Source organism: Deinococcus indicus (assembly GCF_002198095.1).
GTDB lineage: Bacteria > Deinococcota > Deinococci > Deinococcales > Deinococcaceae > Deinococcus > Deinococcus caeni.
Map to the genome: position 1 here is coordinate 213,517 of NZ_NHMK01000014.1, position 23,984 is coordinate 237,500.

At 69.6% G+C, this 23,984-nt stretch carries 29 protein-coding genes (1 of these 29 running past the window's edge); 18 read left to right on the top strand and 11 right to left on the bottom strand.

From position 1 onward, the window contains the following. Positions 1–87: 87 nt before the first annotated feature. The 5 genes from CBQ26_RS11505 to CBQ26_RS11525 all read left to right on the top strand — a co-directional run bounded on the left by CBQ26_RS11505 (position 88) and on the right by CBQ26_RS11525 (position 4,793). Positions 88–2,103, top strand: a complete 2,016-nt coding sequence (locus CBQ26_RS11505; RefSeq protein WP_143342065.1) for a hypothetical protein — start codon at positions 88–90, stop codon at positions 2,101–2,103. Further along, positions 2,100–2,555: a GspH/FimT family pseudopilin gene (locus CBQ26_RS11510; RefSeq protein ID WP_088248778.1), complete on the top strand. Its 456-nt coding sequence runs from the start codon at positions 2,100–2,102 to the stop codon at positions 2,553–2,555. Before CBQ26_RS11505 ends, CBQ26_RS11510 begins: the two co-directional genes overlap by 4 nt. Beyond that, positions 2,545–3,015, top strand: coding sequence for a type II secretion system protein (locus CBQ26_RS11515; protein ID WP_088248779.1), 471 nt, complete (start codon positions 2,545–2,547; stop codon positions 3,013–3,015). Before CBQ26_RS11510 ends, CBQ26_RS11515 begins: the two co-directional genes overlap by 11 nt. Position 3,016: 1 nt before the next feature. After that, entirely contained in the window at positions 3,017–3,730 is a 714-nt protein-coding gene (locus CBQ26_RS11520) for a prepilin-type N-terminal cleavage/methylation domain-containing protein (protein ID WP_088248780.1), read from the top strand. A 157-nt stretch (positions 3,731–3,887) separates the two neighbouring features. Further along, on the top strand, positions 3,888–4,793 hold the full coding sequence (locus CBQ26_RS11525; protein WP_172418041.1) for an acyltransferase: 906 nt from the start codon (positions 3,888–3,890) through the stop codon (positions 4,791–4,793). 65 nt (positions 4,794–4,858) lie between these two features. Here the strand turns inward: CBQ26_RS11525 and CBQ26_RS11530 are convergent, their stop codons facing one another. Further along, positions 4,859–5,539, bottom strand: a complete 681-nt coding sequence (locus CBQ26_RS11530) for a metal-dependent hydrolase (RefSeq protein WP_088248781.1) — start codon at positions 5,537–5,539, stop codon at positions 4,859–4,861. Between the two features lie 201 nt (positions 5,540–5,740). On the opposite strand from CBQ26_RS11530, the gene cdaA reads away from it, so the two are divergent. The 5 genes from cdaA to rsfS all read left to right on the top strand — a co-directional run bounded on the left by cdaA (position 5,741) and on the right by rsfS (position 10,427). Continuing rightward, the gene (cdaA, locus tag CBQ26_RS11535; RefSeq protein ID WP_229844130.1) at positions 5,741–6,580 is read left to right on the top strand and encodes a diadenylate cyclase CdaA; all 840 of its coding nucleotides are present in this window, start codon (positions 5,741–5,743) and stop codon (positions 6,578–6,580) included. Then, positions 6,577–7,551 carry a CdaR family protein gene (locus CBQ26_RS11540; RefSeq protein ID WP_229844129.1) on the top strand — a complete coding sequence of 325 codons (975 nt, stop codon included), beginning with the start codon at positions 6,577–6,579 and terminating at the stop codon, positions 7,549–7,551. The genes cdaA and CBQ26_RS11540 overlap by 4 nt, the downstream gene beginning before the upstream one ends. Positions 7,552–7,853: 302 nt before the next feature. Further along, the gene (gene yqeK, locus CBQ26_RS11545) at positions 7,854–8,408 is read left to right on the top strand and encodes a bis(5'-nucleosyl)-tetraphosphatase (symmetrical) YqeK (RefSeq protein WP_425319427.1); all 555 of its coding nucleotides are present in this window, start codon (positions 7,854–7,856) and stop codon (positions 8,406–8,408) included. Then, positions 8,405–9,724 carry an LCP family protein gene (locus tag CBQ26_RS11550; RefSeq protein WP_088248782.1) on the top strand — a complete coding sequence of 440 codons (1,320 nt, stop codon included), beginning with the start codon at positions 8,405–8,407 and terminating at the stop codon, positions 9,722–9,724. Before yqeK ends, CBQ26_RS11550 begins: the two co-directional genes overlap by 4 nt. A 331-nt stretch (positions 9,725–10,055) precedes the next feature. Then, positions 10,056–10,427, top strand: coding sequence for a ribosome silencing factor (gene rsfS / locus CBQ26_RS11555; RefSeq protein WP_088248783.1), 372 nt, complete (start codon positions 10,056–10,058; stop codon positions 10,425–10,427). An 84-nt stretch (positions 10,428–10,511) separates the two neighbouring features. Here the strand turns inward: rsfS and CBQ26_RS21305 are convergent, their stop codons facing one another. From CBQ26_RS21305 to CBQ26_RS11565, 3 genes are all read right to left on the bottom strand, one after another. Then, positions 10,512–10,757 (bottom strand): hypothetical protein, encoded by a 246-nt coding sequence (locus CBQ26_RS21305; RefSeq protein WP_143342067.1) that lies wholly within the window; start codon positions 10,755–10,757, stop codon positions 10,512–10,514. A 137-nt stretch (positions 10,758–10,894) separates the two neighbouring features. Continuing rightward, the gene (locus CBQ26_RS11560; protein ID WP_088248784.1) at positions 10,895–11,371 is read right to left on the bottom strand and encodes a DUF3809 domain-containing protein; all 477 of its coding nucleotides are present in this window, start codon (positions 11,369–11,371) and stop codon (positions 10,895–10,897) included. A gap of 37 nt (positions 11,372–11,408) precedes the next feature. Next, entirely contained in the window at positions 11,409–11,684 is a 276-nt protein-coding gene (locus tag CBQ26_RS11565) for a DUF3248 domain-containing protein (RefSeq protein WP_088248785.1), read from the bottom strand. Positions 11,685–11,728: 44 nt separating this feature from the next. Here CBQ26_RS11565 and CBQ26_RS11570 point away from each other — a divergent pair, with 44 nt between their 5' ends. The 3 genes from CBQ26_RS11570 to coaD all read left to right on the top strand — a co-directional run bounded on the left by CBQ26_RS11570 (position 11,729) and on the right by coaD (position 13,205). Further along, positions 11,729–12,007 carry a hypothetical protein gene (locus CBQ26_RS11570; RefSeq protein WP_088248786.1) on the top strand — a complete coding sequence of 93 codons (279 nt, stop codon included), beginning with the start codon at positions 11,729–11,731 and terminating at the stop codon, positions 12,005–12,007. A gap of 67 nt (positions 12,008–12,074) precedes the next feature. After that, positions 12,075–12,659 carry an RsmD family RNA methyltransferase gene (locus tag CBQ26_RS11575; protein ID WP_088248787.1) on the top strand — a complete coding sequence of 195 codons (585 nt, stop codon included), beginning with the start codon at positions 12,075–12,077 and terminating at the stop codon, positions 12,657–12,659. Between the two features lie 12 nt (positions 12,660–12,671). Next, positions 12,672–13,205 carry a pantetheine-phosphate adenylyltransferase gene (coaD, locus tag CBQ26_RS11580; protein ID WP_088248788.1) on the top strand — a complete coding sequence of 178 codons (534 nt, stop codon included), beginning with the start codon at positions 12,672–12,674 and terminating at the stop codon, positions 13,203–13,205. A gap of 64 nt (positions 13,206–13,269) precedes the next feature. Here coaD and metK read toward each other — a convergent pair whose 3' ends face one another. After that, positions 13,270–14,481 (bottom strand): methionine adenosyltransferase, encoded by a 1,212-nt coding sequence (gene metK / locus CBQ26_RS11585; protein WP_172418043.1) that lies wholly within the window; start codon positions 14,479–14,481, stop codon positions 13,270–13,272. Between the two features lie 273 nt (positions 14,482–14,754). Between metK and CBQ26_RS11590 the strand changes: the two genes are divergently transcribed. From CBQ26_RS11590 to argR, 5 genes are all read left to right on the top strand, one after another. Beyond that, on the top strand, positions 14,755–15,444 hold the full coding sequence (locus CBQ26_RS11590) for a response regulator transcription factor (RefSeq protein WP_088248790.1): 690 nt from the start codon (positions 14,755–14,757) through the stop codon (positions 15,442–15,444). Positions 15,445–15,503: 59 nt separating this feature from the next. Next, positions 15,504–16,424, top strand: coding sequence for a sensor histidine kinase (locus tag CBQ26_RS11595; RefSeq protein ID WP_088248816.1), 921 nt, complete (start codon positions 15,504–15,506; stop codon positions 16,422–16,424). Between the two features lie 144 nt (positions 16,425–16,568). Beyond that, entirely contained in the window at positions 16,569–17,213 is a 645-nt protein-coding gene (gene phoU, locus CBQ26_RS11600; protein ID WP_088248791.1) for a phosphate signaling complex protein PhoU, read from the top strand. Positions 17,214–17,314: 101 nt separating this feature from the next. Beyond that, positions 17,315–18,592: a bifunctional phosphopantothenoylcysteine decarboxylase/phosphopantothenate--cysteine ligase CoaBC gene (gene coaBC, locus CBQ26_RS11605; RefSeq protein WP_268248317.1), complete on the top strand. Its 1,278-nt coding sequence runs from the start codon at positions 17,315–17,317 to the stop codon at positions 18,590–18,592. A gap of 28 nt (positions 18,593–18,620) precedes the next feature. Next, positions 18,621–19,091: an arginine repressor gene (gene argR, locus CBQ26_RS11610; protein ID WP_172418044.1), complete on the top strand. Its 471-nt coding sequence runs from the start codon at positions 18,621–18,623 to the stop codon at positions 19,089–19,091. Between the two features lie 89 nt (positions 19,092–19,180). Here the strand turns inward: argR and CBQ26_RS11615 are convergent, their stop codons facing one another. The 6 genes from CBQ26_RS11615 to mqnP form a co-directional block, all read right to left on the bottom strand. Beyond that, entirely contained in the window at positions 19,181–20,806 is a 1,626-nt protein-coding gene (locus CBQ26_RS11615) for a sensor histidine kinase (RefSeq protein WP_088248793.1), read from the bottom strand. A 316-nt stretch (positions 20,807–21,122) separates the two neighbouring features. After that, the gene (locus tag CBQ26_RS11620; RefSeq protein WP_010887388.1) at positions 21,123–21,800 is read right to left on the bottom strand and encodes a response regulator transcription factor; all 678 of its coding nucleotides are present in this window, start codon (positions 21,798–21,800) and stop codon (positions 21,123–21,125) included. A gap of 49 nt (positions 21,801–21,849) precedes the next feature. Next, complete coding sequence (locus tag CBQ26_RS11625) at positions 21,850–22,440, bottom strand: adenylate/guanylate cyclase domain-containing protein (protein ID WP_088248794.1); 591 nt, start codon at positions 22,438–22,440, stop codon at positions 21,850–21,852. 260 nt (positions 22,441–22,700) lie between these two features. Continuing rightward, entirely contained in the window at positions 22,701–23,156 is a 456-nt protein-coding gene (locus tag CBQ26_RS11630; protein WP_229844128.1) for a hypothetical protein, read from the bottom strand. Positions 23,157–23,212: 56 nt separating this feature from the next. Further along, entirely contained in the window at positions 23,213–23,539 is a 327-nt protein-coding gene (locus CBQ26_RS11635; protein WP_088248795.1) for a hypothetical protein, read from the bottom strand. Further along, on the bottom strand, positions 23,521–23,984 hold the 3' portion of the coding sequence (gene mqnP, locus CBQ26_RS11640) for a menaquinone biosynthesis prenyltransferase MqnP (protein WP_172418045.1). It continues 403 nt past the right edge of the window; the window shows 464 of its 867 coding nt (coding positions 404–867); its start codon lies off the right edge, out of view — the gene reads right to left on this strand; it ends in the stop codon at positions 23,521–23,523. The genes CBQ26_RS11635 and mqnP overlap by 19 nt, the downstream gene beginning before the upstream one ends.

The following is a 23,984-nucleotide window of genomic DNA, read 5'->3' on the forward strand; positions in this document are numbered from 1 at the left end:
GAACAGGTGCCCCACAACAGGCGGAAAAGCCCGTCCGTGTGGGAATTTGTGCATCGTCTGTAAGGACAGAAATGGCACCCTGAGGGCATGACTGACCACCCGTCACCCGCCACCAGAAGTCTCGACCGGTCCCTCCGCCTGCGGCGCCCGGCCGGCCATGAAAGCGGCATGACGACCATCGTCACCGTTCTGGGCGGCTGCCTCGTGATCGCGGTGGTGCTGTCCATGACCGCCACCGTCACGCTGAACAGCCAGCGCAACACCACCGACAACCGCCTGGGCCTGGAAGCGCAGTACGCTGCCGAATCCGCACTGGCCCGCGCTCAGTCGCAGGCGGACCTGTACGCCAGCTCGCTGAACAGTATCGTCATTCCGCAGGGCACCCAGCAGAGCAGCATCCTGAACCAGCTGGGAGCGGTGTGCGGCCTGGCCAGCGCAGTTACGCTGCCCCTGAACATCTTCAACCTGCCGGTCGCTGGGCAGAAACTGTGCGACGTCCCGGTCCTGACGGGCAACGCCCTGGACAACCAGCTGGCCTTCTTCCGCAACAACGTCGCCAAGCCGGCGGGCATGAGCGACGACGCCTGGAAGACCTACTGGCGCAACATGTTCGGAGGCAAGGACACCGTGCTGCTGGCCAAGACGACGGCAGCACCCAGCACCGATACCGGCACCCTCAAGACCGAGGTGAAGGGCGGCGGCCTGACCATGACCGAGGTCCGCGTCTACCCCGACAACACCCTGCGCGTGCTTCTCAAATCGTATCCCGTCGTCTCGGGCACCACTCTGGAAAGCGGTGGCAAGGTGATTGCCCAGCGGACCTACTCGGCCGGCAGCGTGCAGGAACGTGAGGTCAAAGTGTCGCAGCCGCCTTTCTCCGAGTACCAGTACTTCGTCAACCGCCGCACCCTGCCCGGCACCACCGCGACGGGAAACGGTGGCCGCCTCGTCTTCTGGGACGAGGACACCTTCGAGGGCCGCGTGCACACCAACGGGACCCAGGGCGTCAGCGCGCCGGTCTTCTATGCGACCGCAGCAGATAAAGGCCCTCGTTTCCTCGGGAAGTACACGACCACCGCCACCAGTCTGGAGTACTCCACGACCGCCCGTCCGTCTGCCAGCACCATGTTCAAGGGCGGACATCAGATGGGAGTGCCCCCCGTCGCCCTGCCCTCCAACGCGAACGACCAGCGCCTCGCGGCCGCCGGGGTGCAGGCCGGCGAGTGCACGACCACGACCGCGCTGTGCCTGGCAGCCAAGTTCGGCGCGGCCAGCGCCACCACGAACGGCGTGTACTTCAGTTCCGGCACAGCCACTGCCAGCAATACGGGCAGTGGCTTCGGCAGCAACGGCACGGGCGGCATCTACGTGAAGGGCAACGTGGATGACCTGAAGCTCTCGAAGAACGGCAACTTCCAGCGGATCGAGATCGTTCAGGGCAGCAAAACCACGGTGTTCGAGCAGACCAGCTCCACGGCCTGGACCGTCAGGGAAAACGGCGTGGTCAAGAAGACCATGACCAACAGCACGTTCAACGGGATGGTCTTCGTGGACGGGGCCATCGGTGACCAGAGCACCAAGGGCAGCAAGGGCCTGCGCGGTGACGGCACGGACACCCCGGACGTCGCCGCGGAATCCCAGCTGACTGTGGCCGCCGCGGGCGACATCTTCATCAAGGACAACCTGACGTACACCGACAACGCCAAGGACAAACCGGATTCCAGCAACGTGCTCGGCGTGTACTCTGAGGGGGGCAACATCAAGGTGAACGGCCCCGCGAACCGGGACATCACCATCGACGGCACGCTGATGGCCAGCGCCACCGGCAAGGGCTTCGGGACGGTGGATTACACCACCCTGCGTACCAACGGCAGCACCACCCCCAAGATCAACCTGACCGGCGGCATCATCGAGGAGCAGTCGCAGGGTGTGGGTCAGGTCGGCACGCCGGGTAAGGGCTACTCCCGTAACTTCAAGTGGGACGAGCGGCTGGCCAAGGGCCTCACGCCGCCCTTCTTCCCCACCCAGGGTCAGTACGAGGCGACGCCCAACTTCGCCAGACTCAGCGACCCGCAAAACTTCCGCGCCGAGAAGAGCCAATGAACCCGCCCGCCACCCACCGACCGGCGCAGGGGTTCACGTTGATCGAGGTCCTGATCGTGATGGCTGTCCTGGGGATCGTGCTGGCCATCGCCGGGAACAGCCTGCTGGGTTACCTTCAGTCCCAGCAGATGCGGGAGGCCGCGCGGCAGGTAGCCGGGGATCTCGAAAGGGTGCGCAGCGGCGCCATGCGGTACAACCGAGACGCCACCTTCGAGATCATCAGCTCCACCTCGTACCGGATGACGGTCAACGGCGCCTCTGAAACAGTCACTTTGCCCGACTCGGCGCAGATCACAAGCACGCCCGCGAACGCCACCCTCACCTACAGCGCTCCCTACAGCGAACTGAGCAGCGCACAGGCCACCATCGTCGTGAAACGGACTGGCAGCACAAAACAGACGACCCTGCGTACGGTCGGTGTGACAGGCAAGGTGGTTCAGGATGGATCGTAAGACACAGGGATTCACGCTGCTGGAGGTTCTGGTTTCCATTGCCCTCCTTGCCGTCGTGCTGGCCATGGTCAGCGCCTCACTGACCGGCCTGTTCCGGTCCAACCGGCAGAGCGAGCAGCGGCAGAACAACACGGTTCGTGTGCAGGAGCTGGCCGAGGACCTGCGACGTCACTGGCTGGACCCCACCACCATGACTTCGCCCGCCGGAACCCGGGGGGATTACCGGCTGGCCCGCGCCTGCACCGAGAGTTTCACGGTGCCGACCGGCATGACTGTGACGGTCTGGGACGTGACACCCAATACGGACGGGACGTTCACGGTAAGCAGCAGTTATTCCCTGAATACCAACTGTGGGAGCGCTACGGAACGCCCGGCGAACAGCGTGCGGCGTGTGCGGGTGCAGTCGAGCAGCACGGATGGCCCGGCCGCAGAACTGACCTTTGAGATGTATGGAGGCTGATGTGAACTCTACGGCCGGACTGACCCTTGTTGAAATTCTGATCGCGCTGGCCCTCTCGCTGCTGGTGCTGGGGGCTGCGTATGCCCTGACGACCAACACGGCGCAGGCCAACGCAGTGCTGACCACGCGGTCCCAGCTGACCAATGAGGCGACGGTGTCCAGCAGCCTGCTGAGCGCCCGCCTGCGTGAAGCCTGCGCCGTGTTACCGCAGACCACGGCGGTCACGCTGCCCGCCGGTGTCAAGGGCACCAAGAATGCCGCCGGTACGACCATCTGGCGGGTGGGCACCGATCCCTTCATCGCGTTCGTCGTGCCGGCCAGTACGGCCGTGTCGGGCAGCACTCCCATGATGTACGCCTATTACCTGCTGAGCCGCGCCCAGTACAACGAGCAGATGGATGCCGCGCAGGACATCCCGGTCAACAGCGCCGAAACATCCCAGGTGCTGATGGAATTCAGGGCGCCCGTTACCGCAGCGGCCTGCACGTCTCCTTTGACGGTCGCCCTGGCACCGGCAGCGAACGCACAGGCGCTGCTGCTGGCCGAATACGTGCGCACCCCGACGACCGCCGAACCCCTGTTCAGGTCCGAGTCGGATCAGGCGGTCACGTACCGCCTGCGCTTCCAGAAGGCGTCCGGCAGTTCGGTCACCGTGTTGCCCGTGCTGTCCCAGAATCCGATCCGGGCCGCCATCGTCGGGCGTAACATCCGCTGACCCGCCGGCTGCGGGCAGCGAACCCGCTTCACTTTCAACCGCGCGCGGCCCTCCGATCAGCATTCCGGAGGGCCGCGCGCTGTGAGCCGATCAACGTGCAGGAGCCCCTTGCAGACCACCCCACTTTGTTTTTCACTGCGGGCGCTAGAGTGTGGGGGTGACTTGGCTGAAGCCGGTGGATGTGGGTCGTGACGCGCAGTCGGCGTACGGTGAGTTCTTGCGGGATCTGGAGGCGCGGCTGGCGGATCCGGGAACGGACCGGTTCGTGCTGGCGCGTGAGGTGCTGGCCGAGGCGATGTACGGCCGGCCCTACGCGGCGTTGCTGGCGGACGCGCCGCTGGCGGCCCTGAATCTGGACGCGCGGAACGTGACGTTCGAGGCGGAGTACTACATGGCGACGGACACGGAGTTGTTCGGGCGGGTCAAGCCGCTGCTGTGGCTGTGGAAGAACCTGGATCTGACGCCGGTCGGGCAGAATCCGGTGCTGGGGATTCCGGTGCGGCGGGTGCTGGCGGAGCGGATTTTCCGGCGGGTGGGGCGGGATTTCAAGTGCTGGCAGAACGTCGAGTTCAGCGTGGGGTACAACATGGAGGTGGGGGACGACGTGGTCGTTCACCGGCATGTGCTGCTGGATGACATCGGTGGGATCGAGTTGCACGACAATGCCAGCATCAGTGATTACGTGAACGTGTACAGCCATACGCACAGCGTGCTGGATGGTCCGGATGTGACGTTGCGGCGCACGGTGATCGGGCGTGGGGCGCGCATCACGTACCATTCGACGGTCCTGGCGGGCAGCGTGGTGAGTGACGACGCGATGCTGGCGACGCACGCGTTGCTGCGCAGTGACATTCCGCCGCATGGGATCGCGATGGGCGTGCCGGCGCGCACGACGCGCTTCAAGGTGCGGGAGCCGCAGGAGGTGCTGGTGGATTCGCGGTCGTTCGTGCGTGCGCCGGACCGGAAGGCGAACCCGGAGTTTCCGGAGCCCACGCCGAACCAGACGCGGGTGGCCTCGGAGGATGAGGGAGCGGGCCGCCGCATGGTGACCGGGGAACGCTGAGCGGAGAGGCATGAACGGCGGGGGCCGCCGGTCAGGAGTGCCGGCGGCCCGCGCTCTGGCGGTGTTTACAGGGTGGTGTGTTCGCCCGGTGCCAGGATGCGGACGTCCACGCCGCGCGCCTGTCCTTCGCGCTGGAACACGGCGGGGTCGCCGGTCAGGGGCGGGAAGGTGCCGTAGTGCATGGGGATGGCCACGCGGGGGCGCAGCAGGTCCAGGGTGCGGGCGGCTTCCTCGGGACCCATGGTGTAGTGGTCGCCGATGGGCAGTAGGGCGGCGTCCAGGCCCCGGTCGCCGATGAGGGTCATGTCGCCGAAGAGGTTGGTGTCGCCGGCGTGGTACAGGCGTTGCCCGCCGAGTTCGACGATCAGGCCGGTGGGCATGCCGCCGTACGTGCCGTCCGGGAAGGAGCTGCTGTGCCAGGCGGGGGTCAAGGTGACGTTGCCCCAGTCGGCGCGGTAGGTGCCGCCGATGTTCATGCCGGTCGCGTGGGTCGCGCCGCGCTGCTGGGCGTAGGCGGCGATCTCGGCGGTGGCGATGACGGGGGTGCCGGCGCGCGTGAATTCCAGGGTGTCGCCCCAGTGGTCGCCGTGCGCGTGGGTGATCAGGATGGCCGTGACGTTCCAGTTCAGGGCGTCTTGCAGGGTGACGGTCGCCTGTGGGTTGCCCTGGATGAACGGGTCGATCAGCAGGCGGGTCTGGCCGTGTTCGAGCATGAAGGTGCTGTGGCCGATGAAGTGAATGTCCATGGGGTCTCCTGGGGGGCGGGTGGGCGGGTGGGGTGGGGGCCTCCTTTCATCCTGCCAGGGTTCCGGTGGGGAAGTCTGGGGGCGGGCGGACGGTGAGGGGGGGCGGGAAGGCCGTATAGTGGGCGCGCACCGTTGCCCGTTCTCCGCCCCGTTGCCTGCTGTCGTTTCCGCGAGTCTGTTGAAAGGAGTGCCGTTCACGTCATGCCCACGCCCTTCGGTCAGGTGAATGTCCGGGACGTTCTGGACATCCTGCTGGTCACGTTCCTGGTGTACCAGGGGTACCTGCTGGTGGCGGGGACGCGGGCGGTGAACGTGGTGCGCGGCATTCTGGTGTTCGCGGGCGTGTGGGTGGCCGCGCAGGTGCTGAACCTGCCGACCCTGAGTTACCTGCTGGGCCGGGCGGGAACGGTGGGGATCTTCGCGCTGGTGGTGCTGTTCCAGCCGGAGTTGCGCGCGGCGCTGGAGCGGGTGGGGCGGCCGCGCGCGCGGGACGTGGGGGCGAGCGGCGCGGCGCTGCAGGACCTGGCGCGGGCGATGGAGCGGCTCGCGGAGCGCAAGACGGGCGCGTTGATCGCCATCGAGCGGCGCACGCCACTGGGCGAGTACGCGGGGACCGGGGTGTCGCTGGACGCGCTGGTCAGCGTGCCGTTCCTGGAGGCGTTGTTCGCGCGGAACGCGCCGCTGCATGATGGGGGCGTGATCATTCAGGGTTCGCGGGTCATTGCGGCCGGGTGTCTGTTTCCGTTGCAGTCGAGTGACGGCACGTACCGGCGGTACGGGACGCGGCACCGCGCGGCGATCGGGCTGTCGGAGTTGACGGACGCGGTGGTGCTGGTGGTCAGCGAGGAGCGGGGCAGCATGCGGATCGCGCTGGGTGGGCGGCTGGGGCCGGACCTGAACGGCACGGAACTCCGTGAGCAGTTGCGGGCGCTGGTGTACGACCGGGCGGCCTTCCTGCCACCCGAGCCGGGTCCGTCCGAACCGGATCCGGAGGCGGGCCGGGACGCCGAGGCGGACGTGCCGGCCGGGAGGGTGCGGTGAAGGCCGGCGGGCCACTGGAGGGGTGGCGGCGCTGGCTGGACCCGCGTTACGCCTGGGCGCGGGGGACGCATAACCTGGGGCTGAAGCTGCTGGCGCTGGGCGTGTCGGTGACGCTGTGGTTCGTGGCGACCGGGGACCGGCGCGCGAATGTCGAGCAGGGCTTCGACGTGCCGGTGACGGTGAGGGACACGACCGGGAACGGGCAGGAGAAACGCGCGACGAGCAACCTCAGTCCGTCGTCGGTGCGGGTGACGTTGCGGGGCCGTCCGGAGCGGCTGCGGGAACTGCAACCCGAGAACATCGAGGCGGTCGTGGACGTGACGGGCGTGCCGGAGGGCAGTTTCACGCAGCCGGTCACGGTGACGGCGCCCACTGGCACCGAGGTGCAGCGGCAGTCGCCGGCGCGGGTGCAGGGTTTCGTGGATACGCAGGTGACGCGCACGCTGCCGGTCACGCTGAGCGTGGCGTCGCCGCCCGAGGCGAGCGTGCCGCGTTACGTGGTGCTGCCGGCCGAGGCGGGCGTGTCCGGGCCGGGGCAGGTGGTGTCCACGGTGGCGCGGCTGGTGACCAGTCCGGCGGCGCTGGCGGCCGGGGCCGAGCGGGAGGTGCCGCTCGTGGCGCTCGACGAGGCGGGCCTGCCGGTCGAGGGCGTGAAGGCCAATCCCTCGACAGTGACGGTGCGCCGCCTGGATACCGGGGAGTTGCCGGTGAAGACGGTGCGGGTGGTGCTGAACGATCCGCCGGCGACGCTGCGGGTCACGTCGGTCAGCGTGCAGCCCAGCACGGTGCGGGTCGTGGCGGCCCCGGAGCTGCTGGGGCGGCTGCGAGAGGTGAGCGGCGCGGTCACGTACCGGGTCGGGACGTACACCGCGCCGGTCCGACTGTCGATCCCGGCGGGCGCGCAGACGCTGGAGACGGTCAGCGTGCGCCTGACGGTCGAGCGGGCGCAGGACACGCCGCCGGCCCCCTGATCCGGACTGCCGGCGGCGTGTCTGGAGGGGCGTGCCGCTCCCACCCGCTCTGCCGCGCAGCTCTACGGGTCGGCCCGGATCGGGTGGCTTCTGCAAACCGTTCCACCGGAGGCCGTAGGGCAGGCTGTCACCGCGCCGGGCACGGCCGAAAGTGACCGGAGTGTCATCGCGGGTGGGGGGCGGCGGCGTATAGTCGGAAGCATGATGTGGGGAAGCGGCCACATGACCCTGTGATTGCCCAGCTCCTCGTACCCCGGCACCCGGTGGCCGAGTGGACTGGCTGGGAGGAACGCGTGCGGCTGATGGTCCGGCCCAGGCGGTACGAACACGTGTTGCGCGTGGCGGAACTGGCCGCGCAGATTGCCCTGGCGAACGGTCTGGACGACATGCGCGCCTACGCGGCCGGCATTCTGCACGACATCGCCCGTGACCTGCCGGACGCCGAACTGCTGCGGCTCGCGCCGCCCGAGTGCGACATTGACGCCGGGCATCCGCTGGCGCTGCACGGGCGGGCCGCGCGGGTGCTGCTGGAACGCTGGGGCTACCAGGACCGGGTGGTGCTGGAGGCCGTGGAGGACCACACGACCGGCCCGCGCGGCGGGAATCCGGTGGCGGACTGCGTGTACATCGCGGACGTGTCCGAGCCGGGGCGGGGCGTGAACGCCGACATCCGCGAACTGGCGCTGCGGGACCTGAACGCGGCGCTGGAACGCGCCATCGTCTCGAAGGTCACGTACCTGCAGGGTCGCGGCATTCAGGTGCATCCGCGCACCCTGCGCTCCTATCACGCGCTGCCGTGCGTGGCCCGGCAGGACCAGGGCGGGTCCGCTTCTCCTCTGACGGCCCGGCAGCCATGACCAGAAGGACTTCCGGGGCGGGGGGCGGGCCCCGCATCGCCGGCCTGCGGGCCCTGCAGGCGTTCGGCCTGACCCTGTCGTGCCTGTCGCTGGGGGGCTTCGCGCTGCTCAGCGGGGCGGGCCGCACGGTCGCGTCGACGGTCACGCCGGGCGCCGCGCCGCAGTTCACGGTGCTGATCGCCGGGCGGGACATCGTGTACTGCTATTACCGGCAGCCCTGCAAGGACCAGGATCAGCGGACCGGGCTGGTGCAACCGCCGAACACCGACACGGTCATGCTCGTCAAGGTGGACGGGTCGAGCGTGCGGGTGCTGAACATTCCGCGTGACACGAACGTGGGGCCGTTCGACCGCTTCAGTTCCATCGCGGCGCAGAAGGTGAACAGCCAGTACCACTCGGGCGGCCCGGAGGCCCTCGCGCGGGCCGTGGAGACCATCACGGGCGAGCGGGTGGACTCGTACGTGATCGTCCGCACCGATTACGTCGAGCGGGTCATCGACGCGCTGGGCGGCCTGAACGTCACGGTTCCCGAGGGCGGCATCGAATGGATCGACAACGCCGCCGGCGTGAACCTGCAACTGCCGGCCGGCGCGCACCACCTGAAAGGCCAGGAGGCGGTGCTGTTCCTGCGGGTCCGCAAGGGCTTCGGGGACGACTACGGCCGCATCGACCACCAGAAGCAGGCGCTGACGCAGCTCGCGGGGCGCCTGAAGTCCGCGCAGGGCCTCGCGGCGCTGCCCACCATCCTGGGCGGCATCGGGAACGGCGTGGAGACGAACGCCGACCCGAACACGCTGGTGGCCCTGCGGCCCTTCCTGGGGCAGCTGAAACTGAGTTTCGCCACGCTGCCCACCGACGAGATTCCCGGCACCTTCAACCTCGCCGTGAACCGCGAGCGGCTCGCCACGCTGTGGGGCGACGCGCCCGCCCCGGTGACGGCCACGCCCGACGTGAAGGTGAGCGTCGTGGACGCCAGCGGCGCGGGCCTGGGCGCCGGCCTGAGCCGCGCGCTGGGCGCACTCGGGTACGCGGACGTGCAGGTCACGGTCGCCCCGCCCAGCCAGGAGGCCAGTCAGGTGTTCACGCAGCAGGACGTGGCCCAGGCGGGCGCCCTGGCGGACCTGCTGAAGCTGCCGCGCCTGCAGGGCGAACGCTTCCCGGTCGCGCCGGGCGAGGTGGGCGTGCTGCTGGGCCGCGACGCGCAGGACACCCTGTCACAGCTCGCGGCGCTGGCCGGCACCCCGATCCCCGCCGCCGACGCGGCTGCGCCCACGACGCCCGGCATGACCCCCGCCCCCCCACCCGCCGGGAATTGATTCGGCCTCCGATAAAGCGGGCTGCCGGACGTGAAGCGGGCTATCCGGTGAAGTTACGGATCGCCGGCGAAACAGACGGAACCCGCAGAAGGCGTCCCAGTCAGCAGAATCGGCTTGGCTGGTGAGCGGCGTCGCCTTGTGCGGCGCGCGGACCTGTACACTGACCTGTTGCTGCGCCGCCCGCCGCCCGTTCACTGCCGGTCCAGACCGGCCGCAACGAGGCCGGGGCCGCGCTCACCGCGCCGCGACCAGAGTCCCTGCGACCGCCGCCTCAGCCCGCCCCGGCAGCGCCCGCCGCGCCGCCCCCACCCCCACCACCCCCGGAGTACCCATGACCCCAGACGCCCAGACCCTGACCCAACTGCAAGCCATCGTGGACGCCGCCCGTGAACGCCGCGCCGAGGACGTCACGGTGCTCGACCTGACCGACGTCAGCTCCACCCTGGAATACTTCGTGATCTGCACCGCCACCGCCGGGTTGCAGCTGAACGCCGTGCAGGAGAACATCCGCGAGAAGGCCATGGCCGCCGGCCTGCCCCGCCCCAGCGTGGAAGGCCCCAGCGAACGCTGGCTGCTGCTCGCCTTCGGCGGCAGCGTGATCGTGCACATCATGACCAAGGACGCCCGCGAGTACTACGACCTCGAAGGCCTCTGGAGCGACGCGCGCGCCATGGACTTCCCGGAACCCGAAGTCAAGGTCTGATAACGCCATGAAATAGAGCGGCCTCGGAAATAGTCTTCCGAGGCCGCTCCAATTGGACTTCCATGCTTATCTGGATATTTCAGATCAACATGCATATATCAAAGTCTGCGTACAGGGAATCGAAATTTTATAGAAATTGCCGACCTCCAATAAGCGACCCTGAATCTCAATCATAATAATTAAATCGGGCGATAGTCTCATAAAATGCACGCCATCTTCCTCAACCGATTCGACTAGAACTTTTATTTCGTTATAGTCAGCCGCAACCTTAGCGCCAAGAGATATATCAGCATTCTCTTCGCAAAGCCATCCCGGCAGCACAGCGTCCACATTCAGCTCAATGTAAAAGTTGTCCCCCTTCTGCGGAAAGTAAGAGCCCATCCACAGCCCTATGAGTGAGTCACCGTCCCGCTCAAGCTCGATGACCGTACACCTCATGGTCACATCTACTGCCCTAACACGCCACGTCAACTCAGGTTTCCATCGATTGCGCGGCTGATGCTGCCGGGCAGTTCGCGGGCCACGCGGTCCAGGGTGCGGGTGGCGGCGGCGCGGATCATCTTCTCGAAGGCCGCGCCGCCCCAGCCCTGCGCGTCGGGCGTGGCGAGGTGCGCGCGGAACTGGAAGGCGAAATGCAGGTCCGTGCCCTCCGCGCGGGCCTGCCCGGCGACCTCCACCCAGGCGCGCTCGCCGCTCAGGGACTGTGGGAGCAGGTCCGCGCCGTCCGGCGTGACGCTCAGGAGGCTGTGGAATGGCAGGTCGGCGTCGCCCAGGCCGGGCAGCGGCACGACCAGTTCGCCGCGCACGCTCTCCTGGTCGGCGCGCAGGTCCCGCAGGAAGCGCAGGCGGCCCAGCGCGCGGGCCGGGTCGCGCACGAACGCCACCGCGTCGGCGGGCGGACCTGGGTACGGCAGCGTGAAGGTCTGCTCGGCGTCCAGGATCACGCGGCGCTCCGGCGGGCGGCCAGGGCCGGGGGTGGGGTCAGTCCACCCATTCGATCACGACGCGGTTCTCGGCCAGCGCGGCCTGCAACTCGGCGTCCCCGGCGCTGCGCAGGCGCGACAGGTGCGCGAAACGGGGCGTGGCCGACGCGAAGCCCAGCCGGACGATCACGTCGTCGCTGGCCTCGTCCTTCCCGATCCGCCAGACCAGCTGTCCGCCCAGCGCCTCCAGCTGGCGCAGCAGGTCCGGCGTGACCGGCGGGCGGCCGCCCGCGTCCGGGTCGCCGGGCAGGTCACTGGGAAGGTCGGCATTCATGCGGGCATTGTACGCGGCGGGCCGGGGCGGGTAGAACAGGAAACATGACAGACATCAACGCCGATCCCGCTGCCGGTCTCCGCTGGCGCGCCCTGGAAACCCGCGTGGGCCTGGACCAGCTGCCGGCCTTCCACCGGGCGTTCCTGACCTGGCGCGGCGTGGAGGGCGCAGAAGGCATGCCGCTGCGGCGCGTGCAGCAGCGCGTGGAGGCCGAACTGAACCGGCTGGTGCAGGCCGGGCAGGCGACCCGCGACGGCGAGGACTGGCACCTGAGCCCGGACGCCCTGGCCGGCTTCGGGGCGGCGCAGGCGTTCCTGGACTGAGGGGCAGCCCGTATCCTGTGGGGATGACTGCCTCCCCTCTTCCCTGCCCCGCCCGCCCGGAGTCCGTATGAGCCTGCGCATCCTGGGCGGCAGTGCCAAGGGCCGCTCGCTGGAAGTGCCGGACAGCGCCCGGCCCAGCGGCGCACGCATCCGCAAGAGCCTGTTCGACCTGCTGGCGGCGCGGCTGCCGCGCGGCACGTTCCTCGACATGCACGGCGGCAGCGGCGCCATCGGCCTGGAGGCCGCCAGCCGTGGGTACGGGGTGACGCTGATCGAGATGGACGGCCGCGCCGTGAAGGCCCTGGAGGCGAACGCCCGCGCGCTGGGCCTGCGCGCCCGCATCCTGAAGGGCGACGCGCAGAGCCTCATGCCGGCGCTGGGGCCGTTCGACATCGTGTTCAGCGACCCGCCCTACGACGTGGACATCCCCGCACTGACCGCGAACCTGCTCGCGCGGAACGTGGTGCGGCCCGGCGGACTGCTGATCTGCCAGCATCCGGACCGCGCCCGCCTGCCCGAACGGGCCGGGTACACCCGCGAGGTCCGCGAGTACGGCAGCAACAGCCTGACCATCTACGAACGCGACGAACCCACCGAGGACCCGGCCAGGGAACCGGCGGGCGCCCATGAAGGCGCGGCGGAAGTAGGGTAAGGTGACGGGGCTATGAACGCTGTCTTTCCCGGATCGTTCGACCCCATCACCAGCGGGCACATGGACGTCCTGACGCGCGCCGCGAAGATCTTCGACCAGGTGACGGTCACGGTCATGCACAACGCCCGCAAGCAGGGCCGTCACCTGTTCACCCTGGAGGAACGCATGGACATCCTGCGCGAGGCAACCGCGCACTTCCCGAACGTCCGCGTGGACACCTTCGGGGGCCTGCTCGTGGACTACATGGCCCGCCAGGAGACCGGCAGCGTGATCGTGCGCGGCCTGCGGGCCGTCAGCGACTACGAGTACGAGTTGCAGATCGCGCACCTGAACCGCCAGATCGGGGACGCCGAGACGGTCTTCATCATGGCCGCCACCCGCTGGAGTTTCGTGAGCAGTTCCATGGTCCGCGAGATCGCCAGCTACGGCGGCGACGTGAGCGAGATGGTCCCCCGCGCCAGCGCCAGCGCCCTGCGCCGCAAACACGCGGACGTGTACGCCGAACGCGAGGCCGAGAAGCAGAACCCGGCGCTGCTGGGCCGCTGAGCCCACAGCAGGAGGGGGCCGGACACCACTGGCGTGTCCGGCCCCCTCCTCCTTCAGTGCGCCCTTACTGTCCGGCGCCAGTCTTCAGGGCCTCTGCCTTGGGCGTCTGCTCCCAGGGGAATTCGGGGCGGCCGAAGTGGCCGTACGCGGCAGTCTGCGCGTAGATGGGGCGTTGCAGGTCCAGTTCCGCGATGATCGACTGCGGGCGGGCGTCGAAGTGCGTGGCGATCAGGGCGGCCAGCTGCTCGTCGCTGACGGTGCCGGTGCCGTAGGTGTCCACGCGCAGGCTGACGGGGCTGGCACGGCCGATGGCGTACGCGATCTCGACCAGGGCGCGGCGGGCCAGTCCGGCGGCCACGACGTTCTTGGCGATGAAGCGGGCGTAGTACGCCGCGCTGCGGTCGACCTTGGTGGGGTCCTTGCCGCTGAAGGCGCCGCCGCCGTGCGGGACGGCCCCGCCGTAGGTGTCTACGATGATCTTGCGGCCGGTCAGGCCGGTGTCACCGTGCGGGCCGCCGATGACGAAGCGGCCCGACGGGTTGATGAAGTACTTGGTGTCGTCGGTCAGGTACTCGGCGGGGATCACGGCGCGGATGACGTGCTCGAGCATGTCGGCGCGGATGGTTTCCTGCGTGACGTCGTCGCTGTGCTGGGTGCTGATCACGACCGTGTCCACCAGGGTCTGCGTGGCCTCGTGGGGTTCGCCGTCGCGGACGACCGTGACCTGCGCCTTGGCGTCGGGGCGCAGGTACGGCAGAGTGCCGTCCTTGCGCAGTTCGGCCAGCCGGCGCGTCAGCTTGTGCGCGAGGCTGATGGGCAGCGGCATGAGTTCCGGGGTCTCGTCGGTGGCGTAGCCGAACATCAGGCCCTGGTCGCCCGCGCCAACCATGGAGTGGGCGTTGGCCGGGTCGGCGCGCTGCTCGGGGGTCATGGCGCGCCACTCCTCGCTGGTGTCCACACCGGTCGCGATCTCGGGGCTCTGCTCGTGGATGCTGACCAGCACGGCGCTGTACTCGGCGTCGAAGCCGTAGTTGGCGCGGGTGTAGCCGACCTGCTTGACGGCCTCGCGGACGGTCTTCTGCACGTCCACGTGGGCGGTCTCGGCGCGGACCTCGCCGGCCACGACGGCCATGCCGGTGGTCAGGAGGGTCTCGACAGCCACGCGGCTGGTGGGTTCCTGGCGCAGGAACTCGTCGAGGATGCTGTCCGAGATGAAGTCGGCGAGCTTGTCAGGGTGCCCTTCGGACACCGATTCCGAGGTGTAGTATTTCCGCATACTGGACTTCCGCATACTGGCTCCTTGCGTGCGGGGGGGCGTCTCACAGAACCGCCTGGAGAGGGATGTCGCTGCGGTCCCCGCACGGCGCGGCCGTTTCCCGTGCCGGACCGACCGGACGCGGGAAGGGCCGTGTCGTGCCGCAGCGTACCGCACCGCGCCAGGGCTGAAAAGGACGAAAAGGCAGGGTCCGGGACCGGCCGGGGCGCGGGGCGGGAACGGGAGCGTCCCGAAGCTGACACGGGCCTGACCGGAGGGCTCAGAATGAGGTCAATGAGCCACGTCGTTGTCATCGAGGATGAGGGGACGGTGCGGGACGTCCTGCGCTTTCACCTGGAGCGGGCGGGGTTGCGGGTCACGGCCCTGGAGTCCACGGCGGGCGCGCTGGACGCCCTGAACGGCGCGGACGCGCTGGTGCTGGACTGGATGCTGCCGGGCGAGAGCGGGCTGGGGTTCCTGCGCCGGCTGCGCGGCGACGCGGAACTGCGCCGCCTACCGGTGCTGATGCTGACCGCCCGCGCCGCCGAGGCCGAGCGGGTCGAGGGGCTGGAATCCGGCGCGGACGACTACCTGACCAAGCCGTTTTCAGCGGCGGAACTGGTCGCGCGGGTCCGGGCGCTGCTGCGGCGCACGCAGCCGGAGGTGCCGCCCACCATGACGAACGGCCCGCTGACCGTGGACGTGGGCGCCGCCGAGGCCCGCGTGAGCGGCGCGCGCCTGAACCTGACCCGCCGGGAGTTCGACCTGCTGGCGTTCCTGACGCAGCACGTGGGCCGCGTGTACTCGCGCACGGAACTGCTCGACCGGGTGTGGGGCGCGGACTTCCTGGGTGGCGAGCGCACGGTCGACCAGCACGTCACGCAGCTGCGCGCGCACCTGGGGGACGATCCCAGCCGGCCCGGTTTCCTGGAGACGGTGCGTGGCAAGGGCTACCGCATGCGCCCCTGGACGGACGCCCCGTGACGCCGCCCCTGCCCCCGGAGGCCGACCCCGTGACGGCCGAGGCGTCCGGTGACGCCTGGATGGACGCGCTGCCGCAGGCCGTCCTGCTGACCCGCGCGGGGCTGGTCACGCGCGTGAACGCCTCGGCCGCGCGGCTGTGGGGCGTGCCGCAGGAACGCGCGCTGGGCCGCCCCGTGCTGGAAGTCGTGCGGCGGCACACGCTGGAGACGCTGCTGGAACGCGGCGGCGAACTGGAACTGGAGGTCACGGGCCGCACGCTGCGCTGCGCCGCCACCCGCACCGGCGACCAGGGCGCGCTGATCGTGGAGGACGTGACCGAGCACCGCCGCCGCGAGGCGGAACTGCGCGAGGCGACGGCGGTGCTGTCGCACGAGTTCCGCACGCCGGTCGCGGCGCTGCGCGGGGTGCTGGAGGCGCTGGAGTACGACATGCCGCGTGACCTGTCGCAGAACTTCGTGCGGCAGGGCCTGCAGGAGACCGAGCGGCTGGCGCGGCTGGTCGAGGACCTCGCGGTGGGGTTCCGGCCCACGCGGGCGCGGACGCTGCCGCTGGCCGAGGCCTTCACGCGCGCCGAGCGGCTGCTGAGCGCGGACCTGCACGCGCGCGGGGCGGCCGTGTCGTTCGGCGCGGATCATCTGGTGCGCGCCGATCCCGACAAGCTGTTGCAGGTGCTGCTGAACCTGATCGAGAACGCCCTGAAGTACGGTCCGGCCGGGCAGCGCGTCGAGGTCGCCACGGCCGAGCGGGGCACCTGGGTCGAGGTGAGCGTGCTCGACCGGGGCACCCCGATTCCCGACACCGAGAACCTGTTCCGGGCGCACACGCGCGGCCGCGCGGCGACCGGGCAGGGCAGCGGCATGGGCCTGTACATCGTCCGGAGCATCGTGCAGGGCTGGGGCGGGCAGGCGTGGGCGGAGCGGCGCGGCGACGCGAACGCCTTCTGTTTCACGCTGCCCGGCGTGGGGGGGCTGGGCCTGTAGGTCGCCCCTTCCACCCTCTCTGCGGGCCGGGCGCCCGGCCCGTGGTGCCACTGCCCTCCCCCGTCACGTTCCTTTCCCTTGTCACTGATCACCCTCTGACACGCCGCCCCCTGCGGGGTGGTACGTTCATGAACAGGAGTTCCCATGCGTGAAGCCCTTGAAAACGATCTGCGTGCCGTCCTGAACGGCGCCCTGAACATGCTCGGCACGGTCGAGCGGATGCTGCCCGTGGCGGCCGACGTGCTGCTGCGTGAGAACGTGGACCGCCTGCCGGAAGTCAAGGCCCTGGACCGCGAGGTGGACGCGCAGGAGGCGCAGATCGAGGCCGAGTGCCTGCGGATCATCGCGCTGCACCAGCCGGTCGCGCGGGACCTGCGGATGGTCGCGCTGATCCTCAAGAGCCTCAGCGACATCGAGCGGATGGGCGATTACGTGGTGCATGTCGCCGAGGACGGCGCGGAACTCGCGCAGGCCCCGGCCCTCAAGCGCTACGTGAACCTCGCGCGGATGCTCGAGCGGCTGGGCGAGATGAGCGAGAACCTGCGCACCGCCATCGCCGACCGCGACGTGACGCGCGCCGAGGCGACCGTGCAGATGGACGACGAGGTCGACGACCTGTACGAGCAGATCCAGCGCGAACTGGTCACGTACATGCTCGAGGACCCCCGCAACATCAGCAAGGCGCTGATGCTGATGCGGGTGGGGCGCAGCCTGGAGCGCGTGGGCGACCACATGGAGAACATCGCCGAGCGCGTGCGTTACTGGGTGACCGGGCAGCGCGAGGGCTGAACCCCGTCATCCGGCGCGGGCCATTCCTGGTTGGGGGTGGCCCGCGTCGTCACTGGTGGCGCGGCGTTACTGGGCGCCCGGCGCACCCTATCCTGTGGGGCGTGAATGCGTTGAAGTCCGGGCCGACCGTGCTGGTGATCGTGGGGGGCAGTATGGCGGCGGTGAAGGCCCCGTCGGTGCTGCGGCGGCTGCGCGAGCGGGGCGCGGCGGTGCAGGTGATCGCCACGCGCGCGGCGCTGGCGTTCATCACGGAACTGAGCCTGAGTACGGCGGCGGACGGGCCGGTCGGCACGGACGAGCACTGGTTCGAGGCCCGGCCGGACGCGCTGCACCTGACGCTCGCGCGGGCGGACGCGGCGGTCGTGGTGGGGGCGTCGGCAGAGCTGCTGGCGGGCGCGGCGCACGGGCACGCGAACGAGCTGGCGCTGGCGACGCTGCTGAGCGTGCGCGCCCCGGTGCTGTGGGTGCCGGCCATGAACGAGCTGATGTGGACGCACCCGGCGGTCCAGGCGAACGCGGCGACCCTGCGTGGCCGGGGACACGCGTTCCTGGGGCCGGAGGTCGGGGCGTTCGGCACGCGCGGCGAGGGCAGCGGCGTGGGCCGCATGAGCGAGCCGGGCGACATCGCGGACGCGGCGCTGGCGCTGCTGTCCCCCACCGCCCCGGCGCGGGATCTGGCGGGCGTGCGGGTGGTCGTGTCGGCCGGTCCGACCCGCGAGTACCTGGACCCGGTGCGGTTCATCAGCAATCCGTCGAGCGGGAAGATGGGCTTCGCGGTGGCCGAGGAGGCCCGTGACCGGGGGGCGGACGTGACGCTGGTGACCGGCCCGGTGAACCTGCCGGACCCGCCGGGGATGCGGGTGGTGCGGATCGAGTCGGCGCTGGAACTGCGGGAAGCGGTGGTGGAGGCCGCGCGCACGGCGGGCGTCGTGGTGATGACGGCGGCCGTCGCGGATTACCGCGCGGCGGCCCAGAGCGGTGAGAAGCAGGCGAAGGTGGCGGGGGACGTGACGGTCCACCTGACGCCGAACCCGGACATCCTGGCGCAGCTGGGGCAGGAGAAGGGGGAGCGCGTGCTGGTGGGCTTCGCGATGGAGACGCACGCGGGCGTGGAACGCGCGGCCCTGAAGGCGCAGCGGAAGAACGCGGATTTCATCCTGCTGAACTACCCGACGCGCGAGGGCACGGCGTTCGGCGGGGACGACAATCAGGTGACGCTGGTGCGCCCGGACGGTTCGCACGAGGACTGGCCGCGTGTCAGCAAGCGTGAGGTGGCGCGGCGACTGCTGGACGAGGCGGCGCGGCGACTGCCGGGACGGGTGGCCGGGCCGGCAGCGGGTGCCCCCACCGCTGCCCCCACCCCACCGCCCATTGAATAATTCACTGAATATGCATACCATGGGAGGAATGCCGGGACCGCTCAGCAAGGAACAGCGTCAGAAACGCATTCAGGACATCATCGCGCGCGAGAGCGTCAGCACCCAGGGAGAACTCGTCGAGCGGCTCCAGGCGGACGGCATCCGCGTCACGCAGGCGACCGTCAGCCGCGACATCAACGAACTGCGCCTCGTGCGCCTCCCGGTCGGCAAGGGCCGCCACCGCTACGCCCTGGCCCAGACGACCGGACACGTGGGCGCCCAGGAGGAACTCGCCCGCCTGTTCCAGAACTTCGTGCATGACGTGGACCGCGGCGAGAACATGCTCGTCATCCGCACCGCCGAGGGCCACGCCAGCGGCGTCGCGCTGCTGCTCGACCGGGTCCGGCGCGACGACATCGTGGGCACCATCGCCGGCGAGGACACCATCTTCGTCGTGGCCCGCACCACCGCCGAGGCCGAGAGCATCATGGAGGAATTCCACGCCCTGATGCTGGGGTAGGGGCCGTGGATGGTTGAAAGTTGATGGTTGATAGAGAGGCGGCGGGTGGCCCTTTCTATCAACCATCAACCGTTCACCATCATCCCCTGTTACGGAACGTCGTCCTCGTCCAGGACGGGCACGTTGCCCACCGGGAGGTCCACGAAGGCGGTGGTGCCGCGCCCGACCTCGCTTTCCAGCCAGATGCGGCCGCCATGCGCCTCGACGATGCCGCGCGCGATGCTCAGGCCCAGGCCCGCGCCGCCCTGGTCGCGGCTGCGGCTGTCCTCCAGGCGGTAGAAGCGGTCGAACAGCCGTTCGAGCTGCCCCTGCGGGATGCCCGGCCCGTCGTCCTGCACGCTCAGGCGCACGGTCGGGACGCCCGTGGCGGGGCGGTCCACGGCGCGGCTGTCGAGCGTGACGGTCTGCGCGCCGGCCTTCAGGGCGTTGCTGACGAGGTTGATGATCACCTGTTTCAGGCGGTCCGGGTCGCCCTCGAAGGTCACGTCCTGCCCGGTGGTGCTGAGGGTGGTGTGCTGCGCCTGGGCCAGCGGCGCGAGTTCGCGGGTGATCTCGGTCAGGAACAGCGGCGCGAAGATCGGTTCGCGCGTCAGGACCAGCGCGCCGCTGTCGCTGCGGGCCAGTTGCAGCAGACTGGCGATCAGGTTCGTCAGGCGTTCGGATTCGCTCTGGATGATCCGCAGGCTCTCGCGCTGCTGCTCGTTCGGGTTGGTGCGGCGCAGCAGGTACCCGGCGTGCCCGCTGATGGCCGTGACGGGTGTGCGCAGCTCGTGGCTGGCGTCGCTGGTGAAGCGGCGCTGCGCGTCGAAGCTGTCCTCCAGGCGGCCCAGCATGGCGTTCAGGGCCGTGGCGAGCGACTCGACCTCGTCGCCCGTCTGCGGGACCGGCACGCGCTCGGTCAGGGTCTGCCCGCCGATGCGTTCGGCGGCCCGCTGCACGCGACGCAGCGGTTGCAGGGCCTGCCCGGCCAGCACGTATGCGCCGCTGCCGGCGGTGATCAGGCCCACCAGGAACAGCAGCAGGATCACGTTGCGCAATTTCAGGAGGGTATCCTCAACGGTCGCCAGGGACCGCGCGACGTACACGATGCTCAGGCCGTCGCTGCTGCCGAGCAGGCTGCCCGGCACCTCCTGCCCCGGCAGACCCTGCGACAGCGGCGTCAGGACGACCATCAGGCGCATCATGGTCGGCGCGGGACGGTAGGGCTCCTGCACCGCGTGGTTCAGGAACAGCTGCCCGCCGCTGGAGCGGATCAGCGCCGCGAGTTCCGCCTCGGACAGCGCGATGGGCTTCTCGGTATCGACTCCCAGCGAGCGGCGCGAGGCGTCGCGCAGGGCGCGCAGGGTACCGAACAGCGCCTCGCGGTCCTCGGGGGTGCGGGCGCGTTCCAGCGAGTCGAGCAGCGTCTGCCGGTCATACACGTCGATCTGCTCGAGCGCCAGACTGGAGTTCGGGAACTGGTAGCGGGCCAGCATCAGGGCGTCCGGCACCTGATCCGGCTCGTTGCGGGTGGCGTCCAGCGGCAGCGACAGCTGGTCGGACACGCGGGTGCTCTGCACGTAACTGGTGAACTGCGTGTACGTGCCGCGCAGGTCGTTGTCCAGTCCGGCGATCAGGCTGCTGCGCATCAGGTACAGCGTGGTCACGCCCACCGTGGTGAGCAGCAGCGCCAGCAGCGCCGTGTAGAACAGCGTCAGTCGCCAGCGGAGCGTCATGCGGCCCTGCGGGGGCGGGTGGGAACGTGCGGGGCAGCCATGTGCGGCAGTCTACCGGCCCGCCTCATGAGTCGCCCCCACCCGGCCATGAGACACCGGCAGGCCATCTGCCGAACCCCTCTGCGGGTCGCGTCCGCCCGGACCCAGCGGGCTTTGCAGCCCATTCAATCGGAGTCCCTTGTACGGATTCCGTTTGTTTCGCCGACAATCCGGAACGTCACCGCCCCTACCGGCTCCACGTCCGGAACCCGGTTCTCTCCTGCTCGCATCCGCTCGGATCGAACGGGCTTTGCAGCCCATTCAATCGGGGTCCGTCTTACTCCTCGCGCAGCACGTAGCCGACGCCGCGCACGGTGTGGATCAGGCGGCGCTCCCCGCCCTCTTCCAGCTTGCGGCGCAGGTAGCCGATGTACACGTCCACGACGTTGCTGCCGCCGGTGTACTCGGGCCAGACCTTCTCCTCGATCTCGAAGCGCGAGAAGACCTTGCCGGGGTTGCGGGCCAGCAGTTCCAGCAGTTCGAACTCCTTGGCGGACAGTTCCACGCGGCGTCCGCCCCGGAAGATCTCGCGCCCGTCGAGGTTCATGACCAGGTCGGCCACGCGGACCTCGCCGGTCACGGCCGGATTCACGCGGCGCAGGTGGGCGCGCACGCGGGCAAGCAGTTCCTCGATGGAGAACGGTTTGATCAGGTAGTCGTCGGCGCCCGAGTCCAGTCCCTCGACCTTGTCCTGAATGCCGTCCTTGGCGGTCAGGATGATGATGGGGGTGTTGCTGGTCTTGCGGATGCGGCGCGCGACTTCCAGGCCGTCCAGAACGGGAAGCATCAGGTCCAGGATGACGAGGTCGGGGTTGACTTCACGGAATTTGGAGAGGCCGGTGACGCCGTCGAAGGCGACCTCGGTGGCGTATCCTTCGGCGGCGAGTTCGAGTTCAATAAACCGAGCGATGTCTTTCTCATCCTCGATGACAAGTACCAGGGGCTTGCGTTCCATGCGGTCAGTCTATGGACCGTTCTCATGAGAAGAGGGCCGTGGCGCTTAATCAGCTTTCATCCGCAGCGCGCGGACCGGGCGTCGGCAGCGGCTGCAGCAGGTGCGCGCGGCAGTTGTCACCGAAGCCGCGCAGGTGCAGCGGCTCGTAGGGCCGGGTCGGCAGGTGCGGCACGTAGCCCAGCACCGAGTCGCACAGCAGCGTCTGGCCCGGCTGCGCGGCCCCGCACAGGCGCGTGGCGTAGTTGACGGGCAGTCCGTAGGCGCTGTCCTGGCGGCCCACGACGCCCATGATCACCTCGCCACCCGACACGCCGGCCCGCACGCGCAGCTGCTGGCCCAGCTGGGCGGCCAGGGTCAGGCGGGCGGCGCGGGTGTGGGCCTCGGCGGCGGCGACGCAGGCGGCGCCCGCCTGTTCCAGCGGCCACCACGCGAGCACGGCGTCGCCCTGGTGCTGGAGGACCTGACCGCCGCGCGCCTCGAAGCTCAGGATCATGACCTGCACGAATTCCTGCATGAGTGTCTGGTAATTGCGCAGCGGCAGCGTGGTCGCCATGGCTGTGCTGCCGACCAGATCGACCATCACGAGGCACGCCATGGTGCTGTCGTGGTCACCGGGAAGGGGAAGCAGAAGGTCAGCCATAACGGATACCTTCATCATGCCTGAAGGATGACGGTCGCGCCAGAGCAGAATCCGGCGACGTCAAACGGTTCTGGGGACACCGGACACGCATAAGTGCAACTGCTCCGGTAACAGGACTCAGGCGAGTGGAAAAATCCGCAGAAAGCGCTCCAGAAGGTCAATACCACCTGTCCCGGTAGCATGAGAAAGCACAGCTTCCACGCCCTTCACCCCGATGGAATGGCCGGGGCACTCCGTTCGACCGGAGTGCGGCTGAACCGTCAGATCAGGAAGCCGTGCAAGGGCGGCAGAGTCCGGAAGGCCAGCCAGTCGCCCGCCTGCACTCCGTGCAGTTCCTCGAACGAGCCCAGTACCAGCGGCACCCGCGCCTGCACGACCACCACGTTGCCGCGCACGGCCAGCACCGGCCCCTGCCCCTCCACGCCCGACACGCCCAGCACCGTCAGCGTCTGGGCGGCCGGCTCCGGCAGACGCCGCGTGAAGGCCGCGTCCAGGACGCCGTGCACGACCACCCGCGCCTCGCCCGGCAGCGCCGCGTACGGTCCGGAACGGTCGAACAGGTACAGGACCCGCCCGCCCGACGCGAACTCCAGCAGCGGACTGCCCTCCCGCTGCGGGTACAGCACGCCGGACGCCGCGAATTCCTCGAAGCGCCCGGCGAACTCCCGTTCGGACGTTTCCAGCGTCAACGCGGCACTCCGGGGCGCAGATTCCACATGGCGGCGAGTCTAGCGCATCCGTCTCCGGCGCCGCTCCCCCGCCCCGGTCAAACCTAACCGGCCCCGCGCTCTCCGTCCGGGGCGTCCGGCGGGGCGAGCCAGTCCAGGTCCGGGCGGCCCAGACCGCCGGGCGGGCAGGTCCGGTCCAGGATCGCGTCGGCGCGTTCCAGGGCGAAGGTGCCCTCCACCTCGCGCTGAACGTGAATGAACGCCAGTCCCAGCAGGCGTTCCAGCACCGCCCAGGCCAGCGTGCCCGGCGGCTGCGCGTCGCGGGCGCGTTGCAGCAGCGTGGCGGTCAGGCGGTCGTCCCCGTCCGCGAAAGCCCGCGCGGCGGCCGGCGGGACCAGTGCGCGCAGGTCCGTCAGGTCAGGGTGCGCCACGTCACGTCCACGATCACGCCGGCCAGCATGGTCAGCGCCAGCCACATGTTCGCGTCGAAGAACGCCACGTTCACGCGCGCCAGATCGTTCGGGTTCACGATGCGGTGCTCGAACAGCAGAATGCCGCCCATCGCCACCGCCGCGAGGTAGTACCAGAAGCTCGCGCCGGTCAGGACGCCCACCAGCAGCAGCAGCGCGAAGGTCAGCGCGTGACTGGCCGCCGCGATCCGCAGCGCCCGCGTGATCCCGAAACGCGCCGGGATGCTCCGGATGCCGTTCGCCACGTCGAAATCGCGGTCCATGGTGGCGTAGATGACGTCCAAGCCGATCATCCAGAAGATCACGACCGCCCACAGCGCCCACGCGCCCGGCGCGAACTCGCCGGTCACGGCGATCCACCCGCCGGCGGCCGCCGCGCCGTCCGTCACGCCCAGCCACGCGTGGC

Coding starts and splice junctions, on each gene's coding strand:
- CBQ26_RS11505 (WP_143342065.1), top strand. CDS start 88: ATGACTGACCACCCGTCACCCGCCACCAGAAGTCTCGACCGGTCCCTC.
- CBQ26_RS11510 (WP_088248778.1), top strand. CDS start 2,100: ATGAACCCGCCCGCCACCCACCGACCGGCGCAGGGGTTCACGTTGATC.
- CBQ26_RS11515 (WP_088248779.1), top strand. CDS start 2,545: ATGGATCGTAAGACACAGGGATTCACGCTGCTGGAGGTTCTGGTTTCC.
- CBQ26_RS11530 (WP_088248781.1), bottom strand. CDS start 5,539: ATGGACATTCACTTCATCGGCCACAGCACCTTCATGCTCGAACACGGC.
- cdaA (WP_229844130.1), top strand. CDS start 5,741: ATGCCCACGCCCTTCGGTCAGGTGAATGTCCGGGACGTTCTGGACATC.
- yqeK (WP_425319427.1), top strand. CDS start 7,854: ATGGTCCGGCCCAGGCGGTACGAACACGTGTTGCGCGTGGCGGAACTG.
- CBQ26_RS11550 (WP_088248782.1), top strand. CDS start 8,405: ATGACCAGAAGGACTTCCGGGGCGGGGGGCGGGCCCCGCATCGCCGGC.
- rsfS (WP_088248783.1), top strand. CDS start 10,056: ATGACCCCAGACGCCCAGACCCTGACCCAACTGCAAGCCATCGTGGAC.
- CBQ26_RS11565 (WP_088248785.1), bottom strand. CDS start 11,684: ATGAATGCCGACCTTCCCAGTGACCTGCCCGGCGACCCGGACGCGGGC.
- CBQ26_RS11570 (WP_088248786.1), top strand. CDS start 11,729: ATGACAGACATCAACGCCGATCCCGCTGCCGGTCTCCGCTGGCGCGCC.
- CBQ26_RS11575 (WP_088248787.1), top strand. CDS start 12,075: ATGAGCCTGCGCATCCTGGGCGGCAGTGCCAAGGGCCGCTCGCTGGAA.
- coaD (WP_088248788.1), top strand. CDS start 12,672: ATGAACGCTGTCTTTCCCGGATCGTTCGACCCCATCACCAGCGGGCAC.
- metK (WP_172418043.1), bottom strand. CDS start 14,481: ATGCGGAAATACTACACCTCGGAATCGGTGTCCGAAGGGCACCCTGAC.
- CBQ26_RS11590 (WP_088248790.1), top strand. CDS start 14,755: ATGAGCCACGTCGTTGTCATCGAGGATGAGGGGACGGTGCGGGACGTC.
- CBQ26_RS11595 (WP_088248816.1), top strand. CDS start 15,504: ATGGACGCGCTGCCGCAGGCCGTCCTGCTGACCCGCGCGGGGCTGGTC.
- phoU (WP_088248791.1), top strand. CDS start 16,569: ATGCGTGAAGCCCTTGAAAACGATCTGCGTGCCGTCCTGAACGGCGCC.
- argR (WP_172418044.1), top strand. CDS start 18,621: ATGCCGGGACCGCTCAGCAAGGAACAGCGTCAGAAACGCATTCAGGAC.
- CBQ26_RS11615 (WP_088248793.1), bottom strand. CDS start 20,806: ATGACGCTCCGCTGGCGACTGACGCTGTTCTACACGGCGCTGCTGGCG.
- CBQ26_RS11620 (WP_010887388.1), bottom strand. CDS start 21,800: ATGGAACGCAAGCCCCTGGTACTTGTCATCGAGGATGAGAAAGACATC.
- CBQ26_RS11625 (WP_088248794.1), bottom strand. CDS start 22,440: ATGGCTGACCTTCTGCTTCCCCTTCCCGGTGACCACGACAGCACCATG.